General features: G+C 48.4%; 14 protein-coding genes. 7 read left to right on the top strand and 7 right to left on the bottom strand.

The window, feature by feature from the left end; translation table 11 throughout:
• Window positions 1–172 precede the first annotated feature (172 nt).
• From ACYVAM_RS12310 to ACYVAM_RS12295, 4 genes are all read right to left on the bottom strand, one after another.
• Window positions 173–670, bottom strand: coding sequence for a DinB family protein (locus tag ACYVAM_RS12310; RefSeq protein WP_461067344.1), 498 nt, complete (start codon window positions 668–670; stop codon window positions 173–175).
• Between the two features lie 302 nt (window positions 671–972).
• Window positions 973–2,490 (bottom strand): serine hydrolase, encoded by a 1,518-nt coding sequence (locus tag ACYVAM_RS12305; RefSeq protein ID WP_461067342.1) that lies wholly within the window; start codon window positions 2,488–2,490, stop codon window positions 973–975.
• A 387-nt stretch (window positions 2,491–2,877) separates the two neighbouring features.
• Window positions 2,878–5,298 (bottom strand): TonB-dependent receptor, encoded by a 2,421-nt coding sequence (locus tag ACYVAM_RS12300; RefSeq protein ID WP_461067340.1) that lies wholly within the window; start codon window positions 5,296–5,298, stop codon window positions 2,878–2,880.
• 102 nt (window positions 5,299–5,400) lie between these two features.
• On the bottom strand, window positions 5,401–5,745 hold the full coding sequence (locus ACYVAM_RS12295; RefSeq protein WP_461067338.1) for a hypothetical protein: 345 nt from the start codon (window positions 5,743–5,745) through the stop codon (window positions 5,401–5,403).
• 328 nt (window positions 5,746–6,073) lie between these two features.
• Here ACYVAM_RS12295 and ACYVAM_RS12290 point away from each other — a divergent pair, with 328 nt between their 5' ends.
• Together ACYVAM_RS12290 and ACYVAM_RS12285 are read left to right on the top strand one after the other, a co-directional pair.
• Entirely contained in the window at window positions 6,074–6,616 is a 543-nt protein-coding gene (locus ACYVAM_RS12290) for an RNA polymerase sigma factor (RefSeq protein WP_461067336.1), read from the top strand.
• Window positions 6,617–6,628: 12 nt separating this feature from the next.
• Window positions 6,629–7,057 carry a hypothetical protein gene (locus ACYVAM_RS12285; RefSeq protein ID WP_461067334.1) on the top strand — a complete coding sequence of 143 codons (429 nt, stop codon included), beginning with the start codon at window positions 6,629–6,631 and terminating at the stop codon, window positions 7,055–7,057.
• Between the two features lie 198 nt (window positions 7,058–7,255).
• Here ACYVAM_RS12285 and ACYVAM_RS12280 read toward each other — a convergent pair whose 3' ends face one another.
• The 3 genes from ACYVAM_RS12280 to purN all read right to left on the bottom strand — a co-directional run bounded on the left by ACYVAM_RS12280 (window position 7,256) and on the right by purN (window position 9,633).
• Window positions 7,256–8,326: an alpha/beta fold hydrolase gene (locus tag ACYVAM_RS12280; RefSeq protein WP_461067332.1), complete on the bottom strand. Its 1,071-nt coding sequence runs from the start codon at window positions 8,324–8,326 to the stop codon at window positions 7,256–7,258.
• Window positions 8,327–8,671: 345 nt separating this feature from the next.
• Window positions 8,672–9,052 carry a hypothetical protein gene (locus ACYVAM_RS12275; protein WP_461067330.1) on the bottom strand — a complete coding sequence of 127 codons (381 nt, stop codon included), beginning with the start codon at window positions 9,050–9,052 and terminating at the stop codon, window positions 8,672–8,674.
• Entirely contained in the window at window positions 9,049–9,633 is a 585-nt protein-coding gene (purN, locus tag ACYVAM_RS12270) for a phosphoribosylglycinamide formyltransferase (RefSeq protein ID WP_461067328.1), read from the bottom strand. Before purN ends, ACYVAM_RS12275 begins: the two co-directional genes overlap by 4 nt.
• 115 nt (window positions 9,634–9,748) lie before the next feature.
• On the opposite strand from purN, the gene ACYVAM_RS12265 reads away from it, so the two are divergent.
• The 5 genes from ACYVAM_RS12265 (at window position 9,749) to ACYVAM_RS12245 (ending at window position 12,805) form a co-directional block, all read left to right on the top strand.
• Window positions 9,749–10,375 carry an ATP-binding cassette domain-containing protein gene (locus tag ACYVAM_RS12265; RefSeq protein WP_461067326.1) on the top strand — a complete coding sequence of 209 codons (627 nt, stop codon included), beginning with the start codon at window positions 9,749–9,751 and terminating at the stop codon, window positions 10,373–10,375.
• A gap of 58 nt (window positions 10,376–10,433) precedes the next feature.
• Window positions 10,434–11,156 carry a peptidylprolyl isomerase gene (locus tag ACYVAM_RS12260; RefSeq protein ID WP_461067324.1) on the top strand — a complete coding sequence of 241 codons (723 nt, stop codon included), beginning with the start codon at window positions 10,434–10,436 and terminating at the stop codon, window positions 11,154–11,156.
• A gap of 74 nt (window positions 11,157–11,230) precedes the next feature.
• Window positions 11,231–12,130, top strand: coding sequence for an SDR family oxidoreductase (locus ACYVAM_RS12255; protein ID WP_461067322.1), 900 nt, complete (start codon window positions 11,231–11,233; stop codon window positions 12,128–12,130).
• Window positions 12,131–12,139: 9 nt separating this feature from the next.
• Window positions 12,140–12,529, top strand: a complete 390-nt coding sequence (locus tag ACYVAM_RS12250; protein WP_461067320.1) for a tautomerase family protein — start codon at window positions 12,140–12,142, stop codon at window positions 12,527–12,529.
• Between the two features lie 3 nt (window positions 12,530–12,532).
• Complete coding sequence (locus ACYVAM_RS12245) at window positions 12,533–12,805, top strand: DUF167 domain-containing protein (RefSeq protein WP_461067318.1); 273 nt, start codon at window positions 12,533–12,535, stop codon at window positions 12,803–12,805.
• The last annotated feature ends 1 nt before the right edge of the window (window position 12,806 follow it).

The following is a 12,806-nucleotide window of genomic DNA, read 5'->3' as shown; positions in this document are numbered from 1 at the left end:
CTCGTTCAAACTGCATTTTTATGCTTAATGAGCGCTGTCGAAGCAATGATGATTGACGTTGGTCTCGGAGGGGCATCGGATGGCCGATGCCCTCGACTTGCGTTAAATTGTCCCAGATAGTCTACACCGTCGTAGCCAGAAAAGAGCTATTTCCACCAACCATTCATTTTTCTTATGTAGATATTTGGCCAGTATGATAAGCCGTATGAGCCGCCATATTGGCGATTTCAACGTTCCACTTGGCGATTTGCTCGTCAGTTGCATGTTCGGTAAGCCGTTCCCATTCGGTTTGAATGCTATCCAATCTACTCACCGCATTTTGCCAATCTTTCCCCTTGTTTATCTTGAACGTTTCTTTGTTTTTTTCTTCATCATTGATATCAGTTACCTTTTCGCCTTTAAAGGCTTTTAGGTGCAGTTCATCCCAAAAAATCAGATGTGAAACCAGTTCGCCAATGGAATGATTATCTGAACTATCCTTCCAATTCGACTGCTCCAACGTCAGTCCATCAATTGCCTTTTTTGTTGGTGCAAACCATTGTTGATTGGTATGCGAATTTTTCAATTGTTGGGCAAGTAATGATTTGATAGTTGGTTGATTATCTGTCTTTTTATCGGAACATCCCGAAATCAGCAATCCTAAGCTTACTGCCATTAAAATGCGTTTCATTGTTTTTGGGTATGCTGGTCTGTTAAGATTGCTAAAAATACGGAGTGGATTGTCTCAGTCACAGCTTAACCTGACAACTTCCCCAATTTACTACATCTTAAAACGCCCGAATTAATGAGCAGACGCATGAATAATTCGTCGTTTCAAGCAAGAGCCTATTTATGAACGTTTCTTCGTCTCAAATAGAAGCATTTATTGAGACGGTTTTTTAAGGAGTGTCTAGCTTCTGCTACCTAGATGGGGCGTTAAGTGATCACTCAGTTCTTACTTTCTCAATATTCCAATCAACGCCTAACCCTCATTTAATCCCCATCTTTTTTAGGCTTTAGGATCTTTTCTAGCACTTGTTTTCCATTCTCGTTTTTGGCGTTTAGCGCCATGGATTTTTGATACATCTCGATGGCTTTAGTCTTCTGCCCTGCCTCTAATAAGGCTTCACCGTAACTATCGTACACGTTCCAGCGGGTAGGAAACAGGTGGGTATTTGCTTCAAAAGCAGCTAGGGCCGCCAAGGTTTGATGATTTTGAAGCAAGGCATAGTCCAATGCATTCATTTCATTTTCATCCCAGTAGTATTGCAAGGTATCCTTTTTAAACACGGCGAAAGCTTGCTTCGCGTCAGCTACCCTACCCCCTGCCAAAGCAGTGCCAAAGACTCTAGCTCCGCTTTTCTTGGGCTTGGCTACCGGAGAACTGTTTAACAGCCGTAGCCCATTAATGGCAAGCGGTATGACGTTATCGGCCGTGTTATCGAATAGAATTAGGGTTTGGTCTTTTTGAAGGTTATGAAGCAGGATCGAGCGCCCGCCTGGAAGACCACCGTCGTGAAATACAACGGGTTCGTTTGATGCGTCCTTCCCCGTGATCCACCCGAGTCCATAGCGCTGGGGATTATCTCGGCCATCACTCAGTTTAACAGAAGTAAACATCGCCTGCATGGCTTCTTTACTGACCAATACACCCTGATGGAGGGCGATGTCAAAGTGAAGTAAATCACGAGCCGTACTCACCAGGTCACCATGGCCCTGGAAGTTGAAGTTATACATCCGCTTAAACTCAGCCACTGTATCAGCTCGTTCATACTGGGATGAGTAGGGATAGCGAAGCCGGTAAAACTGGGGAACTGTTTTATCTTGCCAGCCAAAGGTCTTCGAGGAAAACGTGCTTTTCATGCCTGCCGGTTTAAAGATATACTCCTTCAGGTAGGTTTCGTAAGGCAAGCCCGAGACCGCTTCTATAATGAGTGCCAAGACGTTGTAATTAACATTATTATACGAAAAATCGCTACCCGGCTGAAATTTCAGGGGTTGTTTTGTCTTCCGACAGGCCGGAATAATGTCGACGTTGGTAAAAACCGTATCAGGATGCTCGTCGATAACCGAGAAAAATAAGCTATCATAAATGGGGAGCCCCGCCGTATGCGACAACAGGTGTCGGATCGTTACAGACGGATAGGGAAAGTTGGTTAAATGGTTGACCACCGGGTCATCCACGTCTAATCGGCCCTTATCCCATAACTGAAAGATGGCGGTCGCCGTAATGGATTTAGTGATGGAAGCAATAGGAAAGCGAGCAGCCGGTGCGTTAGCCCGTTTAGTGGCAAAGTCGGCCTGGCCGAACGAGTGTTCATAACTAATTTTACCCTGACTGGCTACGAGTAGCGTACCGTTAAATTGACCGTTTTGGGCTAACTGGGAAAAATAACGGTTCAGGCTTTGCTGAGGGACGGTCTTTAGGGCACTGGGAGGGATAGGGTTTGACTGGGCAGCCACAACCTGAACAAGAGTAGCAAACAACAGAGCAGTTAGGACACGGATCATACAATCATTGGTTTTCCAAGAAGATGCAAGTTGGATTGTTGAGGTTGCATACTCGGAATGTTGTATAAGTGGCTTTATGTAAGTCAAAGTACGAAACTTCAAGCTAACTACCCTTGATGTTCCGTTTCAGTAAATGCCCTATTCGATAAACATGTAGCCTACGTCGTCTCAAGAAGGATCATTTTATAAGAATAAACAGATAAAGGACGGCCGGTTTAGTCGATTACGTTTGAATTATTTTCCCGTTGCCTTTACCATAACAAGTCACAGGCAATGCAGTAGGGAACATACCTGTCAGAGGCTATTGGTCGGCCAACGATAATAAGTTGGCTGACCAATAGCCTCTGACAGGATGAAGCAGACACCAATGAACCAGGTGAACCTCGTTTATTTAGCCAGGTCACTATTATCAATGCCCACTCGGCTCTTGTTAATCCGATCCCGCAAGCCCCCAAAATTGTAAGTCAGGCTTAGTGAAAAAGAACGAAAGTAAAGCTGATGCTGGTAGCGCTGGCTAAAGAGGGGGCCATCAGTAGTGTTGATCTGAGTCCGGTAGGTAGTAAACGGGTTTTTGATTCCTCCTGACAGGCTTAGTTTATCTTTGAGTAGTTCTTTGTTAAAATTAAATGCACTATAAAAAAAACCGTTCGTTCTGCCTTGTAAGCCCGTTGGACTGGCGCTATTCAGACTTAGGTCCGCATTGAGTGCCCAACCATGTTTCAGTCGAACCACGTTGGAAAGCGTAGCCGAATACATCAGCATGTTGTTGGTGACCGGCTGGCCGTCAACCTCGCCCGCCAGCCACAGATACATCCCATTGCCGTTCAGGCTGGCCCGGTAGATACCCACTGAATAGCCTAGATTTAGGTTCAGGCCCAAATTGCTTGAATACCCCGTATTGGCGTAGCTTACCTGGTTGATCTGCGTTTGGGGATTAAAATAAACCACCTGCAAGTCCAGGTTATTCATAAACCCATAATCTGCCATCACATTCACCGACAGCTTGTTGCTAAAGCCATAGCTCAGCTGAATGTCGTTCAACACCACCGGGCGAAGTCCAGGGTTACCCGTCACTTCATAATTCGGGTTCGACCGATCCACGTATGGGTTGAGCCGGTTGATGCCGGGACGACGAATCCGCTGAGAGAACCCCGCAGTCAGACTGCCTTCATGGGGCATCGCCCGACTGATCGATACGGACGGTACCACGTTCAGGTAGTCTTGATCGGCGACCGTAGCACTCGTTAAGAAGCTCGCCCGCATCAGCGTCCGTTCCAGACGAACCCCCGCGTTGACCTGCCAGCGCTGGGTCGTGAGCTGATACGAGTTATAGGCACTCAGTACCGTCTGCGTGTTGGTATACTGATTGGCAAGTGCAGGTACGGAAACGAACTGATGGCCTGTTTCCTGAAACGAGCGGTAATCATAGTCACTGCGGTTGGTGCGAAAAATACTTTTCACGCCCAGTTCGGTAACGATTTTTTTGAGGCTCGTCCGGTAATCCACCTGAAGCGTATGCTCCCCAAAGTGCTGCTGGTCTTCTTGCTGGTAATCTGCGGTGTTGACATTCACTTGCTTGCCAAACAACACATTCCCCAATTGTTCTGTCTGGTTGGTGCTAAATAAGTAGGACAAGGTTAGTAGTCGGTTCTTATGCGCTCTAAATCCACGTTCGTAGTTTAGGCCCGCATCCAGGCCCGAACCGTTGCTCTGGCGTTCACTCCGTAAATCGTAGTATTGCAGCAAGCCCGCCGTACCGGTCAGCGTGGATTGCTGAGTCATCCGGTTGGTCATCCAGCTATTGTTGTAATTAAGCTGAGCCGTCAGCAAGTCCAGTGAATCCAGTTGATAGCTTAGTTCAGCGCTCCCGTAGGCTGTGCGGTTTCTGGCCGACTGAGTTCCCTGTTGCTGGAGCCAGGTGGGCGAGTCGCCCCGGCTGAAGCGGTCACTGGCCTCCTGCGTAGTCGGATTGAACAGCCAATTGGCCCCGGCATTGGCCGATAGGCCAAACTTACCCGACTTCATCGTGAACGAGGTGCCCGCCCCAGGTCCGCCATTGGGGAAACTACCCTGGCCGTTGATCGTCCCATTGTAGCCTTCCCTGGTACGTTTGGCGGTAATAATGTTGATGATCCCCGTTAAGCCTTCGGCATCATACTTGGCCGGTGGCATAGTCAGCACCTCGATCCGCTCAATCGTCGAGGCCGGTATACTTTGCAGGACCGCCTTGAGGTTATTTTCCAGACTAGGCGAAGGCTTGCCATTGATGAGGACACGAAAACTGGTACTCCCTTTCAGCAGAATGTTATCCGCCCCGTCCAGCGATAGATAAGGTACTTTCCGCAGCATCGTCAGCACGCTGCTGCTCTTACTGTCGGGGTCTGCTTTCAGGTTATAGCTGATGCGGTCGGCTTGCCGCTCAATTAGGGGGCGCATCCCGTTGACGGTCACTTCAGCTAACTGTTTCGACTGGCTCACTAAGCGAAACGGGTCCAGCTCCACGGATGCGTCTGTTAACTGAACTTGCTTAACAACAGCCTGGTAGCCCAGACTACTTACCTGCACCTGGTAGGTGGCGGGTTTGAGGGCCAAAAACGAAAATGTCCCGTCTTCCTGGGTAACCAGCATACGTTCGCTTTCGCCACCCCGTAAGGCAACCGTGGCAAAGGGCATGGGGCTGTTGGTCAGCGAATCAATAACGTGGCCTTTAAGCGAGAGGGGGGCCGGTAGGGTCTGCCCGGTGGCCAGACGTCCGACTAACGCAATCAGTAGCAGCAGGAGCGGGCGGAATACAAAACGTAAGATCATGGTCGTGAGTGGTAAATGGTGAATTTTGGGCACAGCAATCCCTTAGGCATAGCCATGCTTGTTTTTTGGAGTATGTTAAATCGATAAAAGCCAGGTGAGCAATCAGACGGGGGGCTGACTCCTGTTTTTAATCAGCACATGGTAGAGTAAGAAGCCACTCGCCGTAAACACCATCTCCAGTCCATACGGTAAGGGCGATCCATCAGCGGAGAAAGGAACAAATTCCAGCACGATTAGGCCCAGGCCGGAGGTTAGCAAAATAAGTCCCCACTTGAGGGCTTCATCTTCGGAACTGGCCAGTTGAGCCAGCACTTTTAGGCTTATTTCGTCGAGGTTACCCGACTCGATGATTCGCTTTTTCAAGCGGTATTTCAACAGGGCCAGAATAAAGACGGCCACCAGTACTAAAAAGAGAATGACGACAAAAAAAGGCAGGAGTTGTTTCATGGCTTGTTAGCGGATGTTGTTTAGTTACCCCGCGGCAGTGGGTCATTTTGGTTGACTTGGTTGCCCGATCACTACTCGTTGATCAGTGGGTTTTGCTCAAGTAGTCAACGCAGGGACAGACTCGGTTGCAGATCAGCGAAAAAAAATAAAACAAATTAATTTTCGCGCAGTAATTTATTGGCAATCAATAAATTGAGATGAAGAAATAATTTCATTGATCTCCGGGAACTAGCGCTTTGATTAGTAGTCGCCTGGTAGCCAGACCTTGGCCGATGAAAAAAAATACGCTCTTTTGCAACCGCTCGCCAGTAAGCCTTGACTACTGATTATGGTTGATGAGAGAGAATTAGTAGCCCGGGTGCTGCGCCAGGATTACAACGCTTTTGAAGAGCTGGTCAACCAGTATCAACAGTTGGTCTTGTACGTAGTTTTTCGGCTGGCCAAAAATCAGCAAGACCGGGAAGATATTTGCCAGGAGGTATTTATCAAAGTGCATAAAAATCTGCACCGCTTCGCCTTTGAGTCGAAGCTATCGACCTGGATTGCCACCATTGCCTACCAGACTGCTATTAATTATATCAAGAAATTTAGACGCGAACCAGTACCAAATGAGCCTCCTGAGCTGGATTCATTTTACTTTACCGAAGAGACACCCGAACAACTGCTAGGCATCCAGGATGAACGGGAGTATTTACATCAACTCATTTTACAGATGCCCCTACACTACCGGACGGTCCTAACGTTATACCATTTGAACGAGTTTTCGTTAGCCGAGATTCAGGGCATTACCGGCATCCCGGAAGGTACGCTGAAGAGTTACTTATTTCGGGCGCGCCAGTTGCTAAAAACTAAACTAAGTCAACATCGCTAATTCTATTATAGTATGGACGATACGCGTGATCAATCGCTTCAGGAGTGGCTCGACGGAGCACCCGATTCACCTCCCCCCGCAACATCCTCCGATGAGCAAGCCGACTTGTTGGCCTACCAGACTTTATTTAGCCAACTAAAGACCCCGCCTACTGTGGGCTTACCCTACGGCTTTGCCCGCCGAGTTCGGCAGCAACTTGAACAGCGGGCTCATCGTCGGAGTGATGTTCGTTTTTATCTTTTCTCTGTCGGACTGTTTGTGATATCGGTTCTAGTTGGGTATGGCTTACTAGTCTCAGTTGATGCTGAATTGGCCCAGCAGACTAAGCTGGTCGTCATCCAGCACAGTGGAGCATTACTCGCGGGGGTAGTTCTGTTCCTGGGGATACAGCTAACAAATTCCCAGTGGGTGCAACAGCAAGTCAATGCCTGGAGTCGCTAGTGACTTGACCAACTTGTTTTAATTCAATGATGAACCTTTACTGATTAATTCTCTATAAAGTCGATGCTCAGGGTGAAGAACCCATCTCACCAAACGCCCCATTTGAGACGTAGATCAAATACTTCGTTGTTTCTGGCTATAGCCTTTAAATAACGATTACTCGTCTCAAGCAGGAGGGTTTAGAGAGATCTCAATAGCCTAATTCTTACCCGAAGCGCGTGCGGCTTCGGGTTTATCCCCTAACAACTTTTCTTTCAATAAGGCATGAAACTTTTGGGGTTCTTCAAAGCAAAGATGATGGGCCGACTCCTCGAACCAAGTCACTTCTTTGACGGGCGCTTGCAAGCTTGTGTAATAGTCGGCTACCACGGTGGCCGGCACATGATGATCATAACGACCTAAACAAAAATATACCGGCACATTGACCGCTGAAATTTGACGTTTCAAATCAATGGTGGGCCAAATGGCATGATCCATTGGCCAGTTTAACCGATATATCTTTTTGGCTTTCAGGTAATCAAATAGGTTGTATTTTTTGGATCGCCACAGGATTCGATAAAATGTCCCCCCTAGGTCCTGATGATAGGAGCCCCCATACTTTTGGACTAAGTTTCGTTCTTGCAGGGTAGCGTCAAATCCGCCTTGGTAGAGTCCGTTAACCGGCGGGCCGATTCGCTTTAAGGTGCTTAAGCCAGCGGTGTCTTGACGTTGTTGAGCCTGAGTAAGAGCGAACTCATACGACACCTGTTCACTGCGTGGGCCATCGGTGATGGGGGAAACAGCCACTAAGGCCGCGTAATCGGTAGGATATTTATTAATGACGTGTAGGCCTAGGAAGCCGCCCCAGGAGTGCCCCACCAGAAATAGCTTATCTTGATGAAAGTACTTTTTTAGCCAAGTAGTCAGTTCATGCGTATCGTTGACAAACTGATCGAGTGTCATGCTGGCTGGTGAGATGTGGGAGGAATAGGACTTCCCCGATCCGCGTTGATCCCAGTAAATGACCACAAATTGCTCTTCTAAGGCGGCACTATGGTGCATATATAAGGGCATAGCTACCCCACCCGGCCCTCCATGCAGCCACAACAAGATAGGCTTGGTTCGATCGGCTCCCCTTATGGTGAGGAATTGTTTAGTACCATTGATTTTTAGTCGCCGGACTTCAGCAATGCTATTGGGTAGCCTCTTGCCATCGCTGGTTCTAATGGGTCGGGTGGTGCTACAAGCGGCACAAAAAACAAGCAGAAGGAATAATAAAGTTTTCCTCATCGTAGCAGTAAACGAGTGAACAAGTAAAGCGAAGATGCAGAAAACAATACTTGGGTTGCGTGTAGGTAGACTTAATCAGCAATGAGCCTTGTGCCAATAAAAACAACTTTCGATTTACAAGTTGAGTTTGTCTTTTTAAACGCCCCATTTTGAACGACGGTCGCCAATCATCTATTGATTATAATAATTTTAGATATGCACAATCTCAAATTGCCATCTCACTTGTCAATGTATCATTTACAGAATTGCACCTGAGTTTGTGAGGTACTCGACTTATGAAAACTGAGTTGAAATGTACCATAGTTTCACCAATCCACTATCGAGATAAACGTAACCGATCTAGCCTCAATGCTCCGCTTTGTACCGAACGGCCAGCCCGCTCATAATGTACCCGTTGTCGGTTGTGGATGTGTAATAGGTATAGCGCACCGACACGAGGGCGTCGGCACCCAGCTTTTTGGCTTGAATCGTCAGGCGGGACAGCATGAGCTCTTTCTGCTGCATATCGTTGCCCCGACTGACCATCCGGCGGTTCGCTGACTGGCGCTCATCCAGAGGTACTTCGCCTTTTACTTCTAAATCCTGCAGCGGGTCGAATGGGCGTTCGGGACGTTGATTCTCGTAAAACACATCCACCGGGTAACTGGGCTTATTTTGCAGGTAGACCATTGGCTTAAAGCAGCCGGTCAAACCCAGTAAGAGCATCGCTACAAATAGTTTTTTCATCGTTTTGGGGTGGAGAGGGTAGCCAATACCTCGGCGACAACGCGTGGATAATGTAAGTGCTCCAGTGCCTGCACACTACGGGCAATATCGTCGGGCGTATCGGATGGAGAAACTGGACAGGAGGCCTGAAAAATGATCTGCCCTTCGTCGTAATGCTCATTAACGAAGTGGATCGTAATGCCCGATTCCGTTTCACCGGCTGCCGCAACGGCCTCATGAACAAAATGGCCATACATGCCTTTACCACCAAATTTAGGCAATAAAGCCGGGTGAATATTAATAATCTTATTCGGGAAGGCTTGTACCAGGTCAGCAGGCATCAGCCACATAAAACCGGCCAGCACAATCAGGTCAATGTGCTGATTGTGCAGGAGATCGACAATCTGACTGGTAGTATAGAACGTTGTTCGATCAAAAAGCAGGACGGGAATATGGAGCCGCCGGGCGCGTTCGATAACCCCCGCCTTCGGGTTATTCGACAGAATGAGCGAGACGGTAACGTCGGTATTATCAGTAAAATAATCAGCAATTTTTTCGGCGTTTGAGCCAGAACCGGAAGCGAATAGGACGATGTGTTTCAAGGCAGGTGAAAATGTAATGGATTGACAGGCCGTGTCGGCGTCTTAAACCCGACACCACATAACACCATCAAAATTACAACTTTTGCCTATTTTTGTCAGTACTTGCTCAAATCCAATGCTGGCAACCCATCAACTCACGTTTGACTATAGCCCTTCGAAACAGTTCACGTTTCCCGACGTACACTGCGCTAATCGCGAAGCCTTCCTGATTCTGGGACAGTCGGGCACCGGGAAAACCACGTTCCTGCATCTGCTGGCTTTGCTGCTAAAGCCCAAAAGTGGGTCGGTTATTATTGACCAGACGGACCTAACCAAACTCAGTGCGGCCGAAACGGCGGCTTTTCGGGCTAAACACCTGGGTATCGTTTATCAGAAACCTCACTTCGTCAGTTCATTATCGGTGCTGGATAACCTGTTGATGTCAAATTACCTGGCCAATAAACCGCAAGATAAAAGCCGGGCGCGGGAGTTGGCCGGTCAACTTGGTTTTGCCGACCATCTGGCCAAGAAAACAAATCAACTCAGCCAGGGCGAACAGCAACGGGTCAGTATTGCCCGCGCCGTGATGAACCAGCCAGATGTTATTCTGGCCGATGAACCCACATCCAGCCTCGATGATGAGAATACCAGTCGTGTTGTAACTCTCCTGCGCCAGCAGTCGGAACAGATTGGGGCCAGCCTGATTGTCGTTACCCATGATCAGCGGTTGAAAGATGCTTTCCAGAATCGCGTAAATCTCTAATTTTTATTCTGTCCGTTCGGGTCTGTTTTTAGTTGTCAAAAACATTGATAAAACGTCTATGCGTAAACTTGTACTTGTCCTTTTGCTAATTCCGGTTCTTTCCATTGCTCAAAACCGAAAGAAAAAAGATTATCTTGTTTCGCTTACTACCTCCTATGGGACAATGCGGCTCGTGCTATATGACCAAACGCCGAAGCACAAGGAGAATTTCATCAAACTCGTTAATCAGAAGTTTTACGACAGCCTGTTGTTTCACCGCATCATTCCGCTGTTTATGATTCAGGGGGGCGACCCGAACTCCAGAAAGGCGCAGGACGACCAACCACTTGGCAATGGTGATGTGGGGTATAAAATTCCGGCGGAGTTTGTTCCGACTCTGTTTCATAAAAAGGGGGTGTTGTCGGCTGCCCGTGATAACAATCCCGAAAAAGCGTCGAGTGGGTGCCAGTTCTACATTGTTCAGGGGCGCGTTTGGGACGACGCTGGATTGCAGAAACAGATCGACCGTATCCAGACAATGAAGGGCCATGTGCCTACGGATGAGCAGAAGCAAGTCTATAAAACACTTGGTGGCGCGCCCCATCTCGATGGCAACTACACTGTTTTTGGCGAAGTCATCGACGGGCTAGCCATTGTCGACAGCATTGCCAAACAACCCCGGGATGAAATGGACCGACCGCTAAAAAACGTGCGCATGACCATGACCGGCGATTGGATCAAGAAAAAGAAAATTACAAAACAGTATCACTATCAGTATGTAGGATACAGGAATGAGAAGTGAGGAGTTGCTGACGCCAGCAAGTATCTCGCGTCGGCAACTCCTCACTTCTCACTCCTGTATCCTTACTCCTTTTTATGAAAAAAATTCTTCTCACCGGGGCCAATGGGCTGCTGGGCCAGAAACTGGTTGGCTTGCTTACGCAGCAACCGACTGTTGAACTAGTCGCTACGGCACGGGGCGAAAACCGGTTGCCCTTTTCAGACGGATATACGTACCGGTCGATGGACATTACGGACCGCCAGCAGGTGCTCGACGTGATCGGCGAGGTGCGGCCGGATGTCGTTATTCATGGGGCGGCTATGACCGATGTGGATAAGTGCGAAGTACAGAAAGATGCCTGCTGGGCGCAAAATGTGCATGCTGTCGAGTACATCATTGAGGCTTGCCAGAAAATTAACGCCTTTTTGCTGCACGTGTCAACCGATTTCATTTTTGATGGGGCCGCCGGTCCTTATGACGAAGCGGCTGAAGCTAACCCCATTAGTTTCTACGGCTGGAGCAAGCAGGCGGGCGAATCGGCCGTTCGGCACTCCAACCTTCGGTGGGCCATTGCCCGGACGGTGCTAGTGTATGGCATTGCCCACGATATGAGCCGAAGCAACATTATTTTGTGGGTGAAAAAATCGCTGGAAGATGGAAAAAATATTAAAGTCGTAACCGACCAGTGGCGTAGCCCAACGCTGGCCGAAGACCTGGCAATGGGGTGTTACCTGATTGCCGATCAGGAAGCGGAAGGTATTTTCAATATTTCCGGAAAAGAAGTGCTAACACCTTACGAAATGGCCATTCAAACGGCAGATTACTTCGGTCTTGACAAATCGTTGATCGCCCAGGCCGATGCGTCGACCTTTACGCAGGTGGCCCGTCGCCCTCCACGTACAGGATTCATTCTGGACAAGGCTAAAACGGTATTGGGCTACAATCCGCACAGTTTTGCCGAAGGTATTGCCGTGCTGGCTGAGCAACTTAACTAACGTACACGGATGGGTCAGGTGAAAATTTACGGGGTGCGGGAACAGCTACAGCCCATTCGGCAAGCGCTCTCCGATGTCATTCATTCGTGTGTGGTAGAAGCTCTTCAGTTTCCGCAGGACAAGCGGGCACACCGTTTTTTTTACCTTGATCAGGAAGACTTCTTCAGACCCGCTACCGCTTCAGAGCGCTACATAATTCTGGAGTTTATAATGATGGAAGGGCGCACGGTGGAGACCAAAAAGAAGCTGATTCATCTACTGTACCAACGCATCGATGAACAAATTGGGCTGGCGGTTACTGACCTCGAAATCTGTATACTGGAAAGCCCGGCTCACAATTGGGGGTTTCGGGGCCTGACCGGCGATGAGATCAAGCTCAACTATTCCGTTACTATCTGAACCATGACGCTCCATCTTCGCGTAAAGCCGGGTAGCAAAGTGGATCAGTTGTTTTACGATGCGGCTGGCCAGCTGAATGCCAAAATCCGGGCTCCGGCGCAGGATGGAAAAGCAAACGTCTATCTCGTTGATTTTCTGGCCAAACAACTTGGCGTTGCCAAGTCGAACGTCACGATAGTCGCTGGATTTACAAATCCGCACAAACGGCTTGAGATTGACGTAACGGCCGATGTGTATGCCGCATTTTTAGCGAAACTAAGTCAGGATAGGACTTAGT

The organism is Spirosoma horti (assembly GCF_054776595.1).
Note: the sequence above shows the minus strand (reverse complement) of the source record. Positions and strands in the feature narration are given on the sequence as shown.